Origin of the sequence: Natrinema sp. LN54 (assembly GCF_052439245.1) — an archaeon.
In the GTDB taxonomy this organism is placed as follows: domain Archaea; phylum Halobacteriota; class Halobacteria; order Halobacteriales; family Natrialbaceae; genus Natrinema; species Natrinema versiforme_A.
The window spans coordinates 331,811-350,371 of sequence record NZ_JBQVRP010000001.1 but is presented as its reverse complement, the minus strand read 5'-3'; the positions used below and the strand labels follow the sequence as shown (position 1 = coordinate 350,371).

The following is an 18,561-nucleotide window of genomic DNA, read 5'->3' as shown; positions in this document are numbered from 1 at the left end:
GCGTTGACGAGAGCCCTACTGGATCGAGTACCCTGCGGCGAGGGTCAGCAGGAACACCATGAACACCGCAGTGAGCATCAGATAGGTGATCGACCGGGGCTCGTCTTTCAGGTGCTGGAAGTAGCCGGCGATCAGCGAGACCTTGATGGCCGCGAGAATCATCGTACCGCCGACTGCCATCTGATAGCTGAAAATTTCGGGGAAGTGGAAGAAGACGAACTTCCCTGTCGCTAACAGTATCAATGCCACGTAAATCAGGGTGTACGACCGGAGACTCGCCATTAGTGGGGAATGTGGGTGACGGATACTTATACCTTCCTCATACGACTTCCGTCGGTCGATCGGCGGCGAAGCGACACGTAGATGGACCGCCGGAACGAAGCGCCGACAATGAGTGAACGGTCGGCTCTCGTTCGCCGAACCGGTATCGTTCTCGCGCTCGCGCTGGTCGCCCTCGCCGCCGGAGCCGGCCTCGCCGCCGCGAGCAACGTTGCGTCCGGCCTCACCGGCGGCAGCAGCGACGTGAGCGTCCCGACGTGGCTCTATCTCGCGACCGGCGGCGGTGCCGTCGGTGCTTCGGCGCTGTTGACGATGCTCGTCACCGATCGCGGGATCATCGGCACCTACCACGACCGCGCGCTCGAGGCGTCCGTCGACCGGCTGCTGACCGCCGGCTCGCTCCTGTTCGGCGCGATCGGCCTCCTCGGGCTCGCGCTCATCTTCGCCGCCGGCATCGACGGGCCGAACATCGGACTGGTCAGTGCGACCGTCCTGGTGACGTTCGTCGGCGGGCGCGCGCTGCTGACGATCGCCACGTACGCCGTCGGGAACCCGTGGCCGGCGCTCAATCCGTGGCGGCGGATCGCATCGGCGCTGCCCAACGGCTACGAGGAGTATCCCTCGTCCTACAAATCTTGGCCCGCCGTGGTGGCGCTGCTGACGTTCGTCTGGCTCGAGGTCGTCGCCCCGCTGACCTCGTCGCCGCGGGCGTTGCTGGCCATCCTCGTCATGTACTCGCTGTTTACGATCTCGAGTGCGGTCGTGTTTTCGCCGGAGACGTGGTTCCGGCGCGGCGATCCCCTCTCGCTGTGGTTCCGACTCTACGGAGCCGTCGCGCCGATTCAGCGGACCGACGACGGGTTCGAACTCCGGTATCCGGGATCGCGGTTGAGCGAGGCCGACCTCGTCACCGATCGCTCGCTCGTGGCGTTCGTACTCGTGTTGGTCTGGGAGCTGACCTACAGCGGGTTCATCGTCACGCCGATCGGCGTCCGGACCATCGAGGCGCTGGTCGGGATCGGACTGCCGCCCGTGCTCGTCTACCTGCTCTTGCTCGTCGGCGGTTTCGCCCTGTTCTGGAAGGTGTACTGGGTCGCCATCGACCGGACTCGCGAGCGAGCGGAGACGTACCTCTCCCGCGAGTACCTCGGGCTCAGGCTCGCCGCGCCGTTGCTCGCCATCGCGGCCGGCTATCACCTCGCACACTACGTCGGCTTCGGGCTCTCGCTGTCGCCGGCACTGTTCGACGCGCTCGCGATGCCGCTGAACCCGCCGCCGAACCCGACTCGATACGCGCTGCCGGGCTGGTTCGGCTACGTCGAGATCGCCGGCATCCTGCTCGGGCACGTCCTCGCGGTGTGGGTCGCACACACCGTCTCGTTCGACCTGTTCCCCGGGAAACTGCAGGCGATCAGGAGCCAGTTTCCGCTCATCATCGTCATGGTCTTCTTTACGATGGTGAGCCTGTATCTCGTCTCGCAGGGAACGATGGATCCGCCGTACGTCCCGAGCTAACCCTGCCGGCAGCCCGTCGAGACGCGAGCGCCAACCGGCAAACACTTCCTCGCGCCACCACAACGGTCGACCGAATGGCGACCGATCGCACGCTCAAGCGAACGTACGAGGTTCCCGCGGACGAAGCGCCCGGGGCGACCTGTCCGTACTGCGGACGGCCGTTCCGGTCCGAGCGATACGCGACCTTTCATATCGGCGTCGACCACCCCGAGGAGTGTTCCGAGGCCGAACGGGACGCCTTCGACGAGGAACGCGACGACGAGGAGTACGACCTGTTTACGTTTCACTTCAAGGCGGCCATCTCCGTCTTCCTCGTCTACTTCCTGTTTACGTTCATCTACGCGCTGGTCTGGGCGGGGTAGGCGACGCTCGAGCGGGCGATCCTCTTTCGGAACGACAGCCTCGAAGTAGTTCGTTCTCCAGAATCTCTTTGTTCGGTGACTACACAGTGACCGTATCATGGCGTCTGGCCGCTCCGGTACGATGTTTCCCTCCGTCCTCGCAGTCATCACTGTCCTCCTGCTCGCGTCCGTTTTCGCGCCGATCGCGCTCGAATCGGTGGCGGGGGCCGGCGACGAGTCACAGTCGACCGCTTCGGACGATTCGATCGTCATCGACGACGACCTTCCCGAAAACGGGTCGACTGTCGAGGTCGTCGTTCGACTCGAGGAGGCGACCGTCCGCGAGACGGCGTCCGATGCCGCGACGGAACGACGGCTCGAGACACACGCTGAGACGACGCAGGATCCGCTCCTCGACTACGTCCGGGACAGGGACGGGGTATCCGTCGAGGAGACGTTCTGGCTCACGAACGCCGTGCTGATCACCGTCGACACGGTCGAAGTCGACTACGAGACGTTCGAGCGATTCGACGCGGTCGAGGCCGTCCACGAGAACTTCGCGGTGACCGTTCCCGAGCCGCCGAATCATCCGAACGCGACGACGATGGCGACAGCGTCATCTCCCGCAGTAGGCGAGCGACGAACGACGACCGGACTCGCACAGCTGAACGCGTCCCCCGTCTGGGACGCCTACGACACGCAGGGCGAGGGCGTCCGCGTCGCGGTCCTCGATACCGGAATCGACGTCGACCATCCGGACCTCGAGCTCGCGACCGACGACCCGTCCGATCCGACGTATCCCGGCGGCTGGGCCGAGTTCAACGCGACCGGCCAGCGCGTCACGGGGTCGACGCCACACGATACGGGCACGCACGGAACACACGTCAGCGGAACCGTCGCCGGCGGGGCGACGACCGGCACCGCGATCGGCGTCGCCCCCGAGGTGGAACTGCTTCACGGGCTCGTTCTGGCCGATACGAGCGGCTCGTTCGCCCAGGTCGTCGCCGGGATGGAGTGGGCCCTGCGGGAGGACGCCGACGTGATCAGTATGAGCCTCGGCTCGACCGGCAAACACTCGCAGCTCATCGATCCGGTCCGAAACGCACGGGAGAGCGGTGCGGTCGTCGTCGCGGCGATCGGAAACGAGGGGGCGGAAACGTCCGGCTCCCCCGGTAACGTCTACGAGTCAGTCAGCGTGGGCGCGGTCGACCGGAACGGAGCCGTCCCCTCGTTCTCCGGCGGACAGCGGATCAACCGGACCGACTGGGCGGGGGCCCCGGACGACTGGGCGACACCGTCGTCGTACGTCGTTCCCGATGTCGTTGCACCCGGCGTCGCGATCACGAGCGCCGTTCCCGGCGGCGGCTACGAGTCGATGCCGGGGACGTCGATGGCGACGCCGCACGTCTCCGGAACGGCCGCGCTCTTACTGTCGATCGAACCCGACGCGACGCCCGACGAGATCGAGACGGTGCTCATCGAGACGGCCCGCGTGCCGGAGAGCCGTACTGCCGACGGGACGACGGACGGCACCGACGGTGATGTGGTCGACACCCGCTACGGCTACGGCATCGTCGACGCCAGCGCCGCCGCCGATGCACTCGTCGCTGCCCGCGCCAGTCTCGAGCCAGTGACGGCGGACGAGCCAAACGGCGAGACGGACGGAACCGACGCGTCCAACCCCCTCTCGAGTCCCGTTCTCCTCGGTGGCATCGTACTCGTCGCCGGCCTCGTCGCGGCGCTGACCGTCGCGAGTCGGCGGCGAAACGACGATCGCTAACTGGACCGCGTTCTCTATCGGGCTTCGAAACCCGGTGTGTCCTCTTCGAGCAACGGTTCGTGTGACAGCAGCGACTCGCTCGGCGCGACCCGGTCGGAGACCGTCTCCCAACCACGGAGTGGCGTCCGACTGCCTCGATTGGCGGGCGCGGTACCGTCCGGGATATCGGTCCCGCTCGAGTCGGCATCCGCTCCCGGTCAGCGAGTCCGCTGTCCGATCGCGGTATCGTCCCGGATGGTGTCGGTCACAGTCGAAGCGGGGGAAAATAGCCCGAAACGGCACGGCGGAATCACATGTAGCGCCGGAGCGCTACATCAGATAGAACAGCGGGAACAGGAAGACCCAGACGATGTCGACGAAGTGCCAGTAGAGTCCGAAGTACTCGACCGGCATGTGGTCCTCGAGATAGGCGTCGATCGAGACGACCCGGTAGATCATGAACACGGCGATCAACAGCCCGAGGAGCACGTGCAGCGCGTGCAGGCCGGTGGTCACGAAGTAAATCGAGTACTCGATTCCGCTGAACCAGTAGTGACCGTCGGCGAACTTGCTGCTGTACTCGAAGGCCTTGACGCCCATGAACACGAGTCCGAGCAGGACCGTCGCGGTCAGCGCGCCGAGTAGTCCCTTCTTGTTCTCGCGTTCGGCCATCACGTGTGCGAGGATGACCGTGAAACTCGAGGTCAGCAGGACGTACGTGTTGAACAGGCCGGCCTCGGTGATCGAGTCGAGGTGCCAGTTGCCCCATCCCATGTGGATGCGCATGAACACGTACGCGCCGATCGCAGCACCGAAGACGACGACGTCCGAGGCCAGGAAGACCCAGACGCCCATCTTCTCGTTGCTGATGCCGCCGAACGGCCAGCGTTCGGCGACGGCCATCTCGGGCGCATCGAACTGCTCGCGGCCGAACTGGAACAGTGTGACGGCCATCATTCCCAGTCCGAGCACTACGAGCGCCGGGTAGATGATGCTCTGTTCGGGTGCCGATGACAGGCTCACGAAGTCGCCGACATCGCTGTGGATGTGCGACTCGACGAACGAGAAGACGTACGGCGTGATGCCGCTGAGTCCGAGGAAGAAGGTGAACGTCGCGGCACCGATTCCGAGCGGCCAGATACTGGCGTGGTCGGCGTGCTCTTCCTCGTGGCTCGCGGCCGTTGTACCGGCTGTTTCCTGTCCGTGCGTGACACCGCCGTCGGTCGCGGCCGCAGTGTCGTCGACGAACTCGAGTTTGCCGCTGGCGTAGCTGGGCCGGTCCGGCCAGTTCTCGAGCGGCGGCGGCGATGGAATCGCCCACTCGGCGGTTCGCGAGTACGTCCACGGGTTGTCGGGCGCGTCGGGGCCCGAGACGAGACTCTTTCCGAGCGTGACGAACATGATCAGGAACGACGCGCCGAACACGAACGCCCCGACGGTCGCCAGCTGGTGGTAGAGCTGTGCGCTCTCAGCGTAGTGGAAGACACGTCGCGGCGTCTCCCAGGCCATGAACATCGGGAAGTACAGCAGATTGAACCCGATGAAGTAAACCGCGAAGTTGAGTTTCCCGAGTCGCTCGGAGTACATCTTCCCGGTTATCTTCGGCCACCAGTAGTAGATGCCGCCGACCAGCGCGGTGACGCCCGAGACCATCACGTAGTGGAAGTGGGCGACGACCCAGTAGGTGCCCCGGAACTCGTAGTCGAGGACGACGGCACCGAGGAAGACGCCGGTGATCCCGCCGAGGATGAACAGGACGAGGGCACCCAGCGAGAACAGGAACGGCGTCGTAAACCGAACTCGACCCTTGACCATCGTGTAGATCAGCGCGAAGACCATCAGGTCGAACGGCAACGAGATCCCGATCGTCGTCGCCATGAAGAGCGTCTTGATCGGGAGGTTGATCGTCGACAGGAACATGTGGTGCATCCAGACGAGGAACGACTGGACCGCGACCAGGACCATCGCGATGATGACCCACTTCCGCCCGACGAGTCGCCGACCGGTGAACGTCTGGAACGTCTCGAACATGATCCCCAGCGCGGGGAAGAAGACGATGTACACCTCCGGATGACCGAAGAACCAGAAGACGTGGGCCCACAGCAGGCTCGAGCCCTGATCGGTCGCGAAGTACTGCGTGAGGAACAGCCGATCGACCGATAGCAACAGGAGCGCTGCCAGCAGGGCCGCGAAGGCAAAGAGCATCATCCAGACGGTCAGCAGCCACGACCAGGAGAACATCGGCATGTTCCACAGGCCGAGCCCTTCCGCTCGGGATCGGTGCATGGTCACGAGGAAGTTCACCGATCCGATCGTGATCGAGATGACGAACAGGGTCAGCGCGAGAATCGTCGCGTTTCCGCCGGTCATCGCCTGCATCGCTCCCGTGTAGGTCGGCACGTTCAGCGGGGCATACATCGTCCAGCCGCCGGAGAACGAACCGCCCTGGAAGAACGAGATCCCCATCAGAATCCCCGAGAACAGGTAGAACCAGTAACTCAGGGCGTTCAGACGGGGGAACGCGAGGTCCTTCGCCCCGATCTGGAGCGGGACGAAGTAGTTCGCGAAGCCGCTCGCGATCGGTGACAGGAACCAGAAGACCATGATGAGTCCGTGCGCGGAGACCGCTTGGTAGAACTGATCGTTCGTGAGCAGACCCGTACCGCCAGCCTCCCACAGGTGAGTCCGGAACAGCAGCGCGAGGAGGCCCCCGAACAGGAGGAAGAAGATCGCCGTCGAGATATAGAGGATCCCGACGTCCTTGTGGTTGGTCGTGACCAACCAGCGTTTGACCGACCGCATCGGCGGGAGATCACTCATCAGTTCTCGCCTCCGTCGTTCGCGTCACTTTCGTTGGCATTACTTTCCGTCTCATTCATCTCGAGCGTGAAGGTGTCGTCGGTCGGACTCTTCACGTCGGTTTCTTCGATCGGCTCGAACTGGCCGTCGGTCGGCGTCACCGTCACGTTGTACGGCCCGGCGTGCTCGAGTTCGTCGATCGTGATCGATCCGTTCTCGAACTCGTCGGCCGTGTACGTCTCGTTGAAGTTCGTTTCCTGATGGTCGAGCGTCAGTTCGTAGCCGTCGGTGACACGGGACTCGTTTTGATCCTCCATGGTGAACGACATCGTCAACTGGTCGTCCATCCACTGGTCGAACTCGTCGGGTTCCACGACCTCGAGCGTGCTGACCATCGAGGTGTGGTACTCGCCACAGAGTTCATAGCACTGAATCTCGTATTGGCCGGTCTCGTCGGCCTGGAACCACGTTTCGTCGTACTCGCCCGGAATAGCGTCGGCTTTCACCCGTTGCTCGGGTATGCCGAACGCGTGCCAGACGTCGCCCGAGGTCACCTGCACCCAGACCCGCTCGCCGGCGGGAACGCGGAGGTTACTCGGCTCGACGCCGTTTTCGTACTCGTAGCTCCACGCGAAGCCGTCGCCGACGACTTCGACGTTGAGCGCCTCTTCCTGTGCGCTCTCGCCCTCGTCGGCGGGGTCCTCGACGTACAGGAGCATCCCGTACGTCCAGATCACCAGCGAGATGACGATGATGGCACTGATACCGAACGAGAGAAACAGTTTCTTACCGCCCTTTCCGCCTGTCGGTAACTCCCCGACGGATGGCAGATCTTCGTCATCGCCGGCATCGCCCGTATCACGGTACTTGTACGCGTTGTACAGCGTATACGTGATCACGACGATACCGACGAGCGCACCCAGTCCGAGGAAGACCAGGAAGATCCGGTCGAACACGTCGACACGTGTCTGCATCGGGGTCGTCAGTAGGTTGATGATTGTATTCACCTCTTTTGAACTCCAGTTATATGTCGGAGGATGATTGCTGGGGCCACTTATCTATTTGGAAACCGCCCGACTGATGCCGTCTGTCGGCGAGCGTCCGGCGGACCGCTGTCTCGATTTTCGGATGGGGGCCCGTCTTTTCGGTCCATCACTGTGCCGTTGGGCCCGACGCTCTTTTTTCTGTCGCTGTCGTACGCAGAACCTGTCTAACGAACCACATACCAACCCCGCATACGAGGGGTTCCCCGAGCGGGTTCGGCTCGAGCGCGATTCCGAATCGAATCGTCTCGCCCGCTCGAGTTGGATTACCGTTCTCCGTTACTGTTCGTCCCCTCGCTAGCGATGGAGCCGGCCGTTCACGGTTGCTCACACCTCGACGGCCCAGACGCGAAACACCGACGGGAGGTCGTACACCTTGCAGAAGACGTCATCGACGAATTGGGCGATCCGGTTGGGATCCGCCTTCGCGCTGATCCGGACGTTGACTCCCTCGACTTCTTCGGGCCGATTCAGTTCGTCGATTTTGAACGCCGGGAACTCGCCGAGGACTGTCTTGAGCGTATCCAGTTCCTCGTCAGTACAGTCGACGTTGATCGTCCCGTCACCGAACTGCACCCACGGGACGCCGAGTTCGGCAGCCGTCTCGGCGTCGGTATCAGTGTCCGTGTCAGTCTCGAGGGCGCTCTCGTCGGCCTCGAGTGTCAAGAATCCGCTCCCGCGTTCGCGATGGGCGGTGATGGCATCGACGTACAGTTTCCGTCGCTCGGCGGGCTCGGTGGCATCGAAGCGAGTCATAATCGGACGAACGTGCCCGATTCTTTAAGCCTTTATGTGCTGGCACTGAACGAGGCCGTATGGCTCAGCCACGAATCCTGATCCTGGGCGCGCCCGGGGCGGGTAAGGGGACTCAGAGTGCAAAGATCACCGAGGAGTTCGACGTCGATCACATCACGACCGGCGATGCCCTCCGGAACAACAAGGAGATGGACATCTCCGACATGGACACCGAGTACGATACCCCGGGCGAGTACATGGATCAGGGCGAACTCGTCCCCGACGCGGTCGTCAACGCCATCGTCGACGAGGCGCTCAGTCAGGCCGACGGCTTCGTCCTCGACGGCTACCCGCGGAACGTCGAGCAGGCCGAGGAACTCGAGGACATGACTGACCTCGATGTCGTGCTCTATCTCGAGGTCAGCGAAGACGAACTCGTCCACCGACTAACGGGCCGACGGATGGATCCAGAGACCGGCGACATCTACCACGTCGAGTACAACCCGCCGGAGGACCCCGAAGTCGAGGAGCGACTGGTCCAGCGGGACGACGACACCGAAGAGACGGTCAAGGAGCGACTGTCGGTGTTTCGGGAGAACACCGAGCCGGTTATCGAGTACTACGACGACGCGGGCGTGCTCGAGCGAGTCGACGGCGAGCAGGCACCCGACGCGGTCTGGGAAGACGTGAAGGAAACGATCGACGACGCGGCGTAAATTGGCGGATTAGTTGTTTTTGACGTCGATCTTGTGATGAGCGATGTTGAGGTAGGTGATCTGTGGCGGTAATCGGTACGATTCGGGATGGAGGGGGATATCAGCCGCCTTGAGGCTATCGTCGTAGGTGAGCTCTGCTTTCGAAGCCTGTATGTTCACTGATGACGCAACGATGGACCCGTAAACGGAGGGGTTCGAATGGATACAGATCTGACTGTCACAGTTGCCCTTCTCCGTTGACGACCAACTGTCATCGTTACTTGCAGCGTAGAGGACTCCTTCGAAGCGAGAGTTCCCACCCGGACCGAATTGGGCGCGCATCTCGGAGGTACCGAATACCTGTATGCGTTGTGCACTGGTGTCTTCCCCGCACGGGTCGACGCATATATCGCCACCGTTCGTGGCATCTAGGTCTCCTGTCGTATACACCTTCAGTGAATGGTCATCACTCGCCTCGGTGACAGTGATCGTCGAATCGCTCGCGTTGATATCACCGTCGAGGAATAGCGTTGCGTTCCCGTCTGAGAGATCGACTTTCAGATGGCCTGATTCTTCGATACTGTCAGCGACGTATGTCCCGTCGCCTTTCGTGAGAGTCGTATCGATCGTCCCGAGATCCTCGTCAACGCCTATCGAGTCGGTTTCCGTGTCGTTCATCATGCTCTCGATAACGGAATCGAGAGCCGGCATCTTTCCTGGACTCACTGGTCCGTCGACGTCCGCGTTCTTGTGTGCGTCGTACCCGTTCGCGTAGGTGATCCCCGAATCGAAAGCGGAGTCGACCTCCAGATACCCGAGTTTCACGGTGACCGTTCGGTTCGCATGATCGACGTTCCGGACGACGGCGTCACCGGCTTGATGTCTAAAATACGACTCCCAGCCACGATAGTAGTCGCTCGTCACCGTCATCGTAACCGATTCGTTCTCCACGAAATCCTGCATCGGTACGGTGGTGTTGTGGGACATCGTTACTTCGCCCGACGACAACTCCTTCTTTTCACTGATGTCTGCCACCGAGAGCCACAAGGTTTCCTGCTCCACGTCGTAATCGATCGGCGGTGCGGACAGCATCCGCGTCTTGTTCCCTCGCTCGCGCCAGACGCCACCGGCCTGATAAGCGACAATGCTCCCGCCGTCACCTCGGTACTCGATCGCACCGAGTTGGATCTCCTTACTGACGTTGCTGGACTCGATTTTGATTGTTCCGGCGTTGGTCTTGGTGATTGCACCGGTCTGTCCAGACGTGAACGTCATGGCGTGTGTCACGTCGTCGTTCGTCGCTGCCGACGACATCTGCTGACTCAACTCGACGAACGACTGTTCGATACGCTCCTGCTCGGATCGCTGTTCCGCATCGGCCATCGCTTCACTGCCGACGAGCAGAATGCCGATGCTGGCTGTGGCCACCATGCCGATCAACAACACGAGAGCCAGTACGGAGGCTTGCCCTCGAGCCTCCCCCCCACGCCCACCGCACCGTGAATTCATGCTCAGAACAGTTTCTCTTTCGGTGATAAGATGCTCGTCCGATCATATCTTCCAGAATCGTTTATCTCTGTTTAGTACTGATATTCACTACACTATCCGCGGTAGAATATTATGCCATAGAGGGGGCTTATGGCACAGATTGAGACATTAAACAATACCAAACGATTGCCGCTTAATACGGAGAACAGTAGGGTCGGTGTCTGATGAAGGAAGCAAATCTCACCGCCTCGATCACATCTACTGGTCAGTCTCTCCCAATTTTAACCGACTGCTCTGTCACCTCAACGGAGTAATCGTTCGGGGATGTCGTCGGTTCGTCCATGGACGCGACTTCGAACGTTGCTGGGGATGACGCTGTTACGTTCGAAGCAATTCCTTCGAAGATATCACTCAGGTTTTCTGCATTTGATACGTGTTCGTACCTGCCGCCAGTTTCGTTGGCAATGTCCTTCAATAGGTCCTCGTCTGCATCTCCACCGAGTCCAATAGTATATATCGTGGCCGGAGAGGAATTTGCTGCTTCTAACGTCTTTTGTCTAGGGTCGTCAACACTCCCGATCTCATTTTTCCCATCTGTAAGTAGGATCATGACTTCTTTCGAGTTAGAATCTGGCTGGTATATCCCATTCGCTTTCTCGATTCCGCTTTTCATGTACGTCCCTCCTCCAAAGTTAGCTACGAGTGATTGATTGACTGCAGTGAAATCCGAATCGAGCCCTTCTTCATGAAGACGACTTGCAGTCGTATCGAACTCAACAGCCCCTGCTCTGTCCGTCTCATTCAATTGACCTACGAACGTTTCAGAAGCAGTGACACGATATCCAAGGGGATCACTACCAGATTCGTTTGTTATAATATCCACTTCTGGTTCAGTAGTACCACAGATGATTCCGATACACCATTCCTCATCTTCCCCATCGACTCGGACTTGTTCATCCGTTTTGATTACACCTCTCTCACCGGAGGAAACTGTCCGGTAATCTCCGCTCTCGCCAACTTCTAATGGGTCGGACTCGTCTTCAAGCTTGAACTGTCCCGTATACGAAGGATAGTGCCAATCGTTTCCTTCAATGCTTTCTGTCGAATATCCCATCGAACCTGATCGGTCAAGCACGAATGTCACATCGATCGGAACCCGTTCTTCACCGTACTCGACCGTTATATCCCTATTTTCTTCTGGGATTGGGATATCGGTCCGAAGCGTCTTGTCGAAGTGGATGTCCAAATCACCGTCAATATTATCGACTTCCCCGCCGACAACCGACCCATATATTTCGGTGTTGGCGAACGTGAGACCGCTTCCCGGCGCGTAAATAACGCCGTGGAAGTCGTTTTCGACGGTAACCTCGGAACTGCTCGTTCCGTAGATCCACAGGTTTCGGGCCCGTTTCCCGTCTACCTCGACATCGCTTGTCTCGATATTTCCGGAGACATAGAAGTACGCTTGCCCATTGCCCTTTATATTGACCCCCTCGAGATCGAGGTTGCCGTCGATGGCAACGTGAACGGCACCATTACTGGTATCGATTTCATCGATGCCATTGACGGTGCCCTCCGCGTAGTAGAACCCGTCTTCGTCAGATTTAGCCTCGAGCGTTCCCGTGGCTCCCGATGTCGTGTTTTCGTACTCCTCGATCAGACCGATCGCCCGATCAGTTTCCCGATTAATACCGTCGACCTCGTCGAACGGTCTCGACATCTTTGCACCGAACATCCGTGCCGGAGTGGATCCAGTGACGTTGTAGACTTCCGTTCCGTTGATCACGTCCATCCGCTCTCCGCCCGGTTCAGTGGCAAAGGCGATGTTAGAGAGGTTCGCATCGTCCTCGCTTTCGAACTTACCGTTGACCACGGGAACACCGGTGACGTTCGCATCCGCTCCCAAGTTGAACCCGTCGTTGGCTACGAGCAGATCTTCCGTGACGTTGTCGTCGTCGGTCCATCCGGCACTACTGTTGTACCTGTCGACTGTGATCGAACTGTCGACGGTCAGTTCGTCTCCCTCGGTGTAGAGTCCGCCGTATATCGTCGGGTCAATCCCGACGTGGCTCGCGAATGGATTCTCTCCTTCGATCGGTGCGATCACGGTGACTTCTTCGCTGCCTTCGTTGTGGCAGATCGTGGTCTCAGTGGGTGTTCCACTGGGGTTACAATCGCCGCCCGAAGCATCGAACTCCTCTCGTAGGAAGTCCGCCCACGCGTTGTGGTACGGGGAGTCGGAGACCGTTATTTTGACGTAATTGACGAAGCCGAGATCCCGCGTCAGATCCATGCCGTCGCCGCCCGAGCCCGATCGGGTCGTTACCCTGTTCTCGCCCCCCTCGACGTTGCCACTGAGATTAGCAATAGAGATATCGAGCCGTCCGTTGGTGTCGTCGGTACCGTTCGGCTCCTCGTAGTATCGAATATCCGGCTTCGAAACGACTCTCGCATTCTCGCCTTCACCTCGCCAGACCCCGCCGGCTTGATGGGCAAAGACGTTCCCCGCTCCGTCCTCGTATCTAATGGTCCCCATCGAGATCGTCTCGCTCCGTTCGGCGTACTCGTTTACGGCGGTAATCTGTATATCCCCGCCGTCGGAGAGGTTGTATTCACCGTCTTCCTCGAGATAGACGGAGCCGGTCGTATTGTCCAGCATCGCCGTCTGAAGGTCGTTATCGAACTGGAGCATCGCTTGCTCGCCGCGTTCGGCCGATGCCTGTGTCTCGATCGAGTCCAGCGCGATCATCCCCACACCGACAACGAGCGTGGCACCGATAACGACCAATCCGAACAGCAGTATGATCCCGACCTGTTGACTCGCTCCCCGTTCCGTTGACTCGGCCACTGATGGCCCCCTCCCTCGTCGTCTCATTCGTTGGCTGGTCTATTACTATTCATATTATAAAAATCTGGGCCCGATATATTCCCCGTCTGTGAAAACTATAATAAACTCTCGAAACATTATATGTCCATAATTCCGCCGCTACAAACTGTAATAAACGGTGGAAAACAGGCACTGTCGCGTTCCGGATGGGAGATCGTGACACCATATTGGTAGTATCTGAACTGACTAGCCGCTCTATGGGTGCCCGTGTTCTCTACTGCAGACCGAAGAAAAACACTTGTATACCGGACGACGCCTAGCACAAAGCAGATGACGCGTACAGCCGAGAAGATCGACGCCCTCGTCCGTGAGGATTCCTCGATGGCGAGCGCCCTCGAGGCGATCCGCGAGGAAGCCGACAGGAACGGCGGCGAGGTCCAGTGGGCCGACGTCAGCGACGACCTGACGAGCGGACAGTGGGGGCGATTGATCGAGAAAGGAGTGTTAGTCGACGGCGACGAGGGGTTTGAGATCGCCGATCGCGAGGCCTACGATCAGGCCCTCGACGGTGACGGCGACGGCGGTGCCGCGGCCGACGTCGATATCGACGAGGAGGAATCGAGCTGGTCACAGTGGGACAAACTCGCCGGCGTCGGCGCGCTGCTGTTGATGCCCGGCTACTGGTTCGATTCGATTCGGAACGTCGTCGGGAGTACGATCAACGCCGTTCTCGGACCGCTCGATGCGGCGTTGCCGTTTTACGGCGTGATCCTCTCGGTCGCGTTGATCACCGGTCTCTACTCGTCGCTGCTGCAGGCGAACCTAATGAACACGGAGGTCATGGGGAAGTACCAAGAGCGAATGCAGGCCGTCCAACAGGAGCAAAAGGACCTCCGTCAGGAGAAGAAAGACGCCGAAGAACGCGGGGCGAGCGAGGCCGAAATCGAGCGCATCGAAAACGAGATCGAGCGCGCACGCGAGGAACAGATGGAGGCAATGGCGGACAACCTCGGGATGTTCAAAGAGCAGTTCCGCCCGATGGTCTGGATCATGCTGTTGACGATTCCGCTGTTCCTCTGGATGTACTGGAAGATCCAGTCGGTCGGGATCGACGGCGCGGAAGCGACCGTCGTCATGCCGCTGGTCGGCGAGACCAACTGGCAGTCAGGGCTGTTCGGCCCGATGCCGGCGTGGATCGTCTGGTACTTCCTGTGCTCGATGGGGTTCTCCCAACTCCTCCGGAAGTCCCTGAACATCGATATGTCGCCGTCGAGTACCTGATCCGGCTCGCAGCGGTTTTCCGATTCGACAGCTCTTCTCACGACTACTCATCGCGTCCGCAGACGCGGCCGCTGCCCGCGCTCGCTGATTCAAAACCCATTTTACCCGGCCCCTCGCAGAGGGAGTATGTTACTCACCGTCTCCGGCCCGCCGGGAAGCGGGAAGAGCACGACTGCCGAGTTGCTCGCCGAGGCCTTCGATCTCGACCACGTCAGCGGCGGTGACATCTTCCGCGAACTGGCCGACGAGCGCGGCTATACGCCCCTCGAGTTCAACAAACTGGCCGAGGAAAACGACGAGATCGATCGCGACCTCGACCGACGGCTGCGCGAGATCGCCGTCGAGGAAGACGATCTGGTCCTCGAGTCCAGACTCGCCGGCTGGCTGGCCGGCGAGCAGGCGGATTTCCGCTTCTGGCTCGACGCGCCGGCACGGGTTCGCGGCGAGCGGATCGCCGACCGCGAGGACAAGGATCCCGTTCGTGCGACCGAGGAGACGCAAGCCCGCGAGGCCAGCGAAGCCCAGCGCTACGAGGAGTACTACGGGATCGACATTCGGGACCTCACGATCTACGATCTCTCGGTCAACACGGCTCGCTGGGAGCCCGACGCCGTCCTCGACATGCTCGTCACCGCCGTCGAGCGCTACGACGCCGACGGCGACGAAGGGAAGGCGCTCGTAACCGGCGTCGAGTACGACTTCTGATGAGCCTGCGTGGCCCACCAGCGGACCGGTCGCCCGCCGAGTTGCTCACCTTCGGCGTCGTCAACCTCGATAAGCCGCCCGGCCCCTCCTCGCATCAGGTCAGCGGATGGCTTCGGGACGCCGTCGTCGACACGCTCGCCGAACGCGGCGTCGAGTCGACGATCGACCGCGCCGCCCACGCCGGTACCCTCGATCCGAAGGTGACCGGCTGTCTCCCGGTCATGCTCGGCGACGCGACCCGGCTCGCACAGGTCTTCCTCGAGGGCGGCAAGGAGTACGTCGCCGTCCTCGAGTGTCACGCGCCGGTTCCCGCCGACGCCGAATCGGTCGTCGCGGAGTTCGAGGGGCCGATCTATCAGAAACCGCCCCGCAAGAGCGCGGTGGCCCGTCGCCTGCGCGTGCGCGAACTCTACGATCTCGAGGTGCTCGAGACCGATGAACGTCGCCTCCTCCTGCGAATCCGCTGTGAGAGCGGGACCTACGTCCGGAAACTGTGTCACGACCTCGGACTGGCGCTGGGAACGGGCGGGCACATGGGACACCTGCGCCGGACCGCGACGGATCCGTTCGACGACCGCACCCTGCACAGCGCCCACGACTTCCTCGACGCGCTCGGCTTCTGGCTCGAGGACGACGATCCCGAACCGCTGTACGACGTGGTCGATCCCGCCGAGCGGATTCTCGAGGGGATTCCGAGCGTCGTCATCGCGGAGAGCGCGGCCCGCGAGGTGGCCGAGGGGGCTCCCGTCTACGCGCCGGGTGTGCTCGAGGCCGACGACGGGATCGACCACGGAGCGCTGGTGGCCTGCTACACGCCCAACGGCGCGGCGGTCTGTCTCGGCGAACTGGCCGGCAGCGTCGACGCCGAGAGCGGGGTCGTGGTCGACCTCGAGCGGGTGCTGGTCTAACGTGTCGGGCTCGAGGCCGTGAAACCCGGTGACGAACCGGTGACGAAACGACACCCTTAAGCGGCAGACGACCATCGGTTCACGTGCGGGACCGTGGGGTAGTGGTATCCTCTGCGGATGGGGTCCGTAGGACCCGAGTTCAATTCTCGGCGGTCCCACTTTTTCGACGCAGCAAGCGAGGGAGCGGAGCGACCGTCGCAACGCAAGGAGAAAAAGTGGGATCAGGGAGCAGCATCGCTGCGACCGTGGTCCCACTCGAAATTCTCTAAGTGTTCAACTCTTAGCGGCTCGTACCCTCGAGACGGCCGAAAATCTAATTCTCGGTTTCAGTATATCATCACGTAGCCGACAGGCTGTCTGGAGGTGGTCGGCGTGACGGTCGCGCCGTGGCCATCGGTCGACAACTCGACCTGCGACCACTGCGAGCGCACGTCACCGACCGATTTCGTCGCGTCTTCGGTGACGACGACGATCGCACTCCGAACAGGAGGTTGCGAAGCTCGCGTGGTCGCACGTGATCGTCCGATGGGAGTCGGTCCGGAGGTGACCATTGGGTGAGCCGCGGTGAGCGTCGACGCCGATCACGACGATCGTGACCTCGAGGCCGAGTTGGCGAGTCCATCGGCCGGCCAGATCGGCATTCTTGTCGACGCAGTCTGCGTGGGCTGTGGACGGACCCGTGTCAAGCGGACAAGCCTCGAGGATATAGACCAAGACGGTGCTGACCCTATGACGCTCGAGGCGACGGACTGCACGTCGTTCAAGCACGTCTGCGATCCGTGCGGGGTGCGATGTGGAGGAATCCAATCGCGGTTCTCACCGGCTCACTCGAGACTGAACGCGAGCGACGTAAGTAACGGTACCCCAAGTCGAGACGACACCGCACGAGACCGAGGGCCGCTGGAAGTGGCCTGACTGGGTTCGTGGTCTGTACGACGCGCTCTCGTCAGTCATGTTCGGGCCGCCCTTCGAGAGCTATCTCGAGATCGATACCGAGATCGACGGCGACTATCACAACCGTATCCGTCACATCGCCGACGGCCAGTGATCGCTCGAACTGGTTGAGAGAATCGACGCCTGATTGACAATCTATTTGATGGGCTTGAGAACACTCCATAGGTCGACGGTCCGTAGATAAACGCGCCGCTCGAAGTTCAACTCACCTGGCAGATAAAAGAAAAATCGGTGTCCGACTTAGCTGTCGTCGTAATCGTAGGTGTTGATGACGTTATCGCTCCCGTCGTACGTCCCGATCACTTGGATTGTGCCGGTACCGCCGTCGGTACAGGTTACTGTAGCTGAACTACCGACGTCTCCGAGCGTTGTGCTGGAACTCCCTGAGATGTCACAGTCACCGCTGGCTTCGACAGTCAATTCATCGGCTCGGTCTCTGGAGTTCACTGTAACCGTGATTTCGCTATCACTGCCAGATGTATCCTCATCGAACGAAATACCGGCTTGTGCGCTCTGACTCTGGCCTTGCCCCATATCGAGGACGAAGGCCGCGATCACGGCCGCGAGAATGACCGTGATTGCCACCATCAGGATAACCCCAATGACGGGTGATACTGCTCTTTCATCGCTATTCCCAATCAGCTTCGAACGGTATTGTGTCAAGTCTTTAGAACTCATGGTTCAACCTCGTAGGTGTTGATGACGTTTTCGCTACCGTCGTAGGAACCAGTCACGGTGATCGTACTATCGCCACAACCCGAGAGCGTGATTGAATCGCCTGCGGATGGGTCGTCGTTATCGGCACTAGGACTGTTAAATCCATTAGTATTATCGATGCTGCTACAGGAATGATCGATAGCTAGAGAATCAACCCGGTCGGCAGAGTTCACCGTAATCGTACCGCCGTCACCGTCTTGGTCGAACTGAAGCCCTGCCTGCGCACTCTGACTCTGGCCCTGTCCCATATCGAGGACGAAGGCCGCGATCACGGCCGCGAGAATGACCGTGATTGCCACCATCAGGATAACTCCGATAACAGGAGATACTGCGCGCTCGTCGTCCGACCCGATCAGCTTCGATCTGTATTGTTTCAAATCCATGTTTGCCACAGCACCGACAGATGAACGGTGAGAAAGCTTATCCGAACCCTCGTGGAACCGAGGGGTGCGGACCGGGGGAAATGGAACCACCCGTTTGTCCCCGCTTTCTCGAGCCGCCACCGTCTGATGCTA

General features: G+C 60.6%; 15 protein-coding genes, 1 tRNA gene and 3 pseudogenes. 11 read left to right on the top strand and 8 right to left on the bottom strand.

The annotated features are described in order from the left end of the window. Positions 1 to 15 precede the first annotated feature (15 nt). A complete protein-coding gene (locus ACT4ML_RS01725; protein WP_444719315.1) occupies positions 16 to 282 on the bottom strand; it encodes a cytochrome C oxidase subunit IV family protein in 267 nt (88 codons plus the stop codon). Positions 283 to 390: 108 nt separating this feature from the next. Here ACT4ML_RS01725 and ACT4ML_RS01720 point away from each other — a divergent pair, with 108 nt between their 5' ends. The 3 genes from ACT4ML_RS01720 (at position 391) to ACT4ML_RS01710 (ending at position 3,915) form a co-directional block, all read left to right on the top strand. Continuing rightward, positions 391 to 1,794: a hypothetical protein gene (locus ACT4ML_RS01720; RefSeq protein ID WP_444719314.1), complete on the top strand. Its 1,404-nt coding sequence runs from the start codon at positions 391 to 393 to the stop codon at positions 1,792 to 1,794. A gap of 74 nt (positions 1,795 to 1,868) precedes the next feature. Next, the gene (locus ACT4ML_RS01715; protein ID WP_444719313.1) at positions 1,869 to 2,156 is read left to right on the top strand and encodes a DUF7410 domain-containing protein; all 288 of its coding nucleotides are present in this window, start codon (positions 1,869 to 1,871) and stop codon (positions 2,154 to 2,156) included. Between the two features lie 97 nt (positions 2,157 to 2,253). Continuing rightward, complete coding sequence (locus ACT4ML_RS01710; RefSeq protein ID WP_444719312.1) at positions 2,254 to 3,915, top strand: S8 family serine peptidase; 1,662 nt, start codon at positions 2,254 to 2,256, stop codon at positions 3,913 to 3,915. 309 nt (positions 3,916 to 4,224) lie between these two features. Here the strand turns inward: ACT4ML_RS01710 and ACT4ML_RS01705 are convergent, their stop codons facing one another. From ACT4ML_RS01705 to ACT4ML_RS01695, 3 genes are all read right to left on the bottom strand, one after another. Next, positions 4,225 to 6,714, bottom strand: a complete 2,490-nt coding sequence (locus ACT4ML_RS01705; protein ID WP_444719311.1) for a cbb3-type cytochrome c oxidase subunit I — start codon at positions 6,712 to 6,714, stop codon at positions 4,225 to 4,227. Then, on the bottom strand, positions 6,714 to 7,700 hold the full coding sequence (gene coxB, locus ACT4ML_RS01700) for a cytochrome c oxidase subunit II (protein WP_444719310.1): 987 nt from the start codon (positions 7,698 to 7,700) through the stop codon (positions 6,714 to 6,716). Before coxB ends, ACT4ML_RS01705 begins: the two co-directional genes overlap by 1 nt. Positions 7,701 to 8,063: 363 nt before the next feature. Continuing rightward, positions 8,064 to 8,492, bottom strand: a complete 429-nt coding sequence (locus ACT4ML_RS01695; protein ID WP_444719309.1) for a hypothetical protein — start codon at positions 8,490 to 8,492, stop codon at positions 8,064 to 8,066. 59 nt (positions 8,493 to 8,551) lie between these two features. Here ACT4ML_RS01695 and ACT4ML_RS01690 point away from each other — a divergent pair, with 59 nt between their 5' ends. Further along, entirely contained in the window at positions 8,552 to 9,187 is a 636-nt protein-coding gene (locus ACT4ML_RS01690; RefSeq protein ID WP_444719308.1) for an adenylate kinase, read from the top strand. 9 nt (positions 9,188 to 9,196) lie between these two features. On the opposite strand, the gene ACT4ML_RS01685 is transcribed toward ACT4ML_RS01690, so the two are convergent. Together ACT4ML_RS01685 and ACT4ML_RS01680 are read right to left on the bottom strand one after the other, a co-directional pair. Beyond that, a complete protein-coding gene (locus ACT4ML_RS01685) occupies positions 9,197 to 10,675 on the bottom strand; it encodes a DUF7289 family protein (protein ID WP_444719307.1) in 1,479 nt (492 codons plus the stop codon). 244 nt (positions 10,676 to 10,919) lie between these two features. Beyond that, positions 10,920 to 13,502, bottom strand: a complete 2,583-nt coding sequence (locus tag ACT4ML_RS01680; RefSeq protein WP_444719306.1) for a vWA domain-containing protein — start codon at positions 13,500 to 13,502, stop codon at positions 10,920 to 10,922. A 309-nt stretch (positions 13,503 to 13,811) separates the two neighbouring features. On the opposite strand from ACT4ML_RS01680, the gene ACT4ML_RS01675 reads away from it, so the two are divergent. The 7 genes and pseudogenes from ACT4ML_RS01675 to ACT4ML_RS01645 all read left to right on the top strand — a co-directional run. Next, positions 13,812 to 14,762 carry a DUF106 domain-containing protein gene (locus tag ACT4ML_RS01675; protein ID WP_444719305.1) on the top strand — a complete coding sequence of 317 codons (951 nt, stop codon included), beginning with the start codon at positions 13,812 to 13,814 and terminating at the stop codon, positions 14,760 to 14,762. A gap of 126 nt (positions 14,763 to 14,888) precedes the next feature. Next, positions 14,889 to 15,467, top strand: a complete 579-nt coding sequence (cmk, locus tag ACT4ML_RS01670; RefSeq protein WP_444719304.1) for a (d)CMP kinase — start codon at positions 14,889 to 14,891, stop codon at positions 15,465 to 15,467. Further along, complete coding sequence (locus tag ACT4ML_RS01665; protein WP_444719303.1) at positions 15,467 to 16,375, top strand: RNA-guided pseudouridylation complex pseudouridine synthase subunit Cbf5; 909 nt, start codon at positions 15,467 to 15,469, stop codon at positions 16,373 to 16,375. The genes cmk and ACT4ML_RS01665 overlap by 1 nt, the downstream gene beginning before the upstream one ends. An 87-nt stretch (positions 16,376 to 16,462) precedes the next feature. Next, a tRNA-Pro gene (locus tag ACT4ML_RS01660) sits at positions 16,463 to 16,533 on the top strand. 205 nt (positions 16,534 to 16,738) lie between these two features. After that, positions 16,739 to 16,851: pseudogene (locus tag ACT4ML_RS01655) on the top strand (DUF7563 family protein); the annotation flags it as partial. Positions 16,852 to 16,939: 88 nt separating this feature from the next. Next, positions 16,940 to 17,232 (top strand): annotated as a pseudogene (locus tag ACT4ML_RS01650) (hypothetical protein). An 8-nt stretch (positions 17,233 to 17,240) separates the two neighbouring features. After that, positions 17,241 to 17,417, top strand: a pseudogene (locus ACT4ML_RS01645) (DNA-binding protein); the annotation flags it as partial. A 152-nt stretch (positions 17,418 to 17,569) separates the two neighbouring features. On the opposite strand, the gene ACT4ML_RS01640 reads toward ACT4ML_RS01645, so the two are convergent. After that, a complete protein-coding gene (locus ACT4ML_RS01640; protein WP_444719302.1) occupies positions 17,570 to 18,007 on the bottom strand; it encodes a type IV pilin in 438 nt (145 codons plus the stop codon). Further along, a complete protein-coding gene (locus ACT4ML_RS01635) occupies positions 18,004 to 18,429 on the bottom strand; it encodes a type IV pilin (protein WP_444719301.1) in 426 nt (141 codons plus the stop codon). Before ACT4ML_RS01635 ends, ACT4ML_RS01640 begins: the two co-directional genes overlap by 4 nt. Positions 18,430 to 18,561: the final 132 nt, after the last annotated feature.

Bases quoted from the DNA above. Each gene is read 5' to 3' on its own strand.
- ACT4ML_RS01725 (WP_444719315.1), bottom strand. From the start codon at position 282: ATGGCGAGTCTCCGGTCGTACACCCTGATTTACGTGGCATTGATACTG.
- ACT4ML_RS01720 (WP_444719314.1), top strand. From the start codon at position 391: ATGAGTGAACGGTCGGCTCTCGTTCGCCGAACCGGTATCGTTCTCGCG.
- ACT4ML_RS01715 (WP_444719313.1), top strand. From the start codon at position 1,869: ATGGCGACCGATCGCACGCTCAAGCGAACGTACGAGGTTCCCGCGGAC.
- ACT4ML_RS01710 (WP_444719312.1), top strand. From the start codon at position 2,254: ATGGCGTCTGGCCGCTCCGGTACGATGTTTCCCTCCGTCCTCGCAGTC.
- ACT4ML_RS01705 (WP_444719311.1), bottom strand. From the start codon at position 6,714: ATGAGTGATCTCCCGCCGATGCGGTCGGTCAAACGCTGGTTGGTCACG.
- ACT4ML_RS01695 (WP_444719309.1), bottom strand. From the start codon at position 8,492: ATGACTCGCTTCGATGCCACCGAGCCCGCCGAGCGACGGAAACTGTAC.
- ACT4ML_RS01690 (WP_444719308.1), top strand. From the start codon at position 8,552: ATGGCTCAGCCACGAATCCTGATCCTGGGCGCGCCCGGGGCGGGTAAG.
- ACT4ML_RS01685 (WP_444719307.1), bottom strand. From the start codon at position 10,675: ATGAATTCACGGTGCGGTGGGCGTGGGGGGGAGGCTCGAGGGCAAGCC.
- ACT4ML_RS01675 (WP_444719305.1), top strand. From the start codon at position 13,812: ATGACGCGTACAGCCGAGAAGATCGACGCCCTCGTCCGTGAGGATTCC.
- cmk (WP_444719304.1), top strand. From the start codon at position 14,889: ATGTTACTCACCGTCTCCGGCCCGCCGGGAAGCGGGAAGAGCACGACT.
- ACT4ML_RS01665 (WP_444719303.1), top strand. From the start codon at position 15,467: ATGAGCCTGCGTGGCCCACCAGCGGACCGGTCGCCCGCCGAGTTGCTC.
- ACT4ML_RS01640 (WP_444719302.1), bottom strand. From the start codon at position 18,007: ATGAGTTCTAAAGACTTGACACAATACCGTTCGAAGCTGATTGGGAAT.
- ACT4ML_RS01635 (WP_444719301.1), bottom strand. From the start codon at position 18,429: ATGGATTTGAAACAATACAGATCGAAGCTGATCGGGTCGGACGACGAG.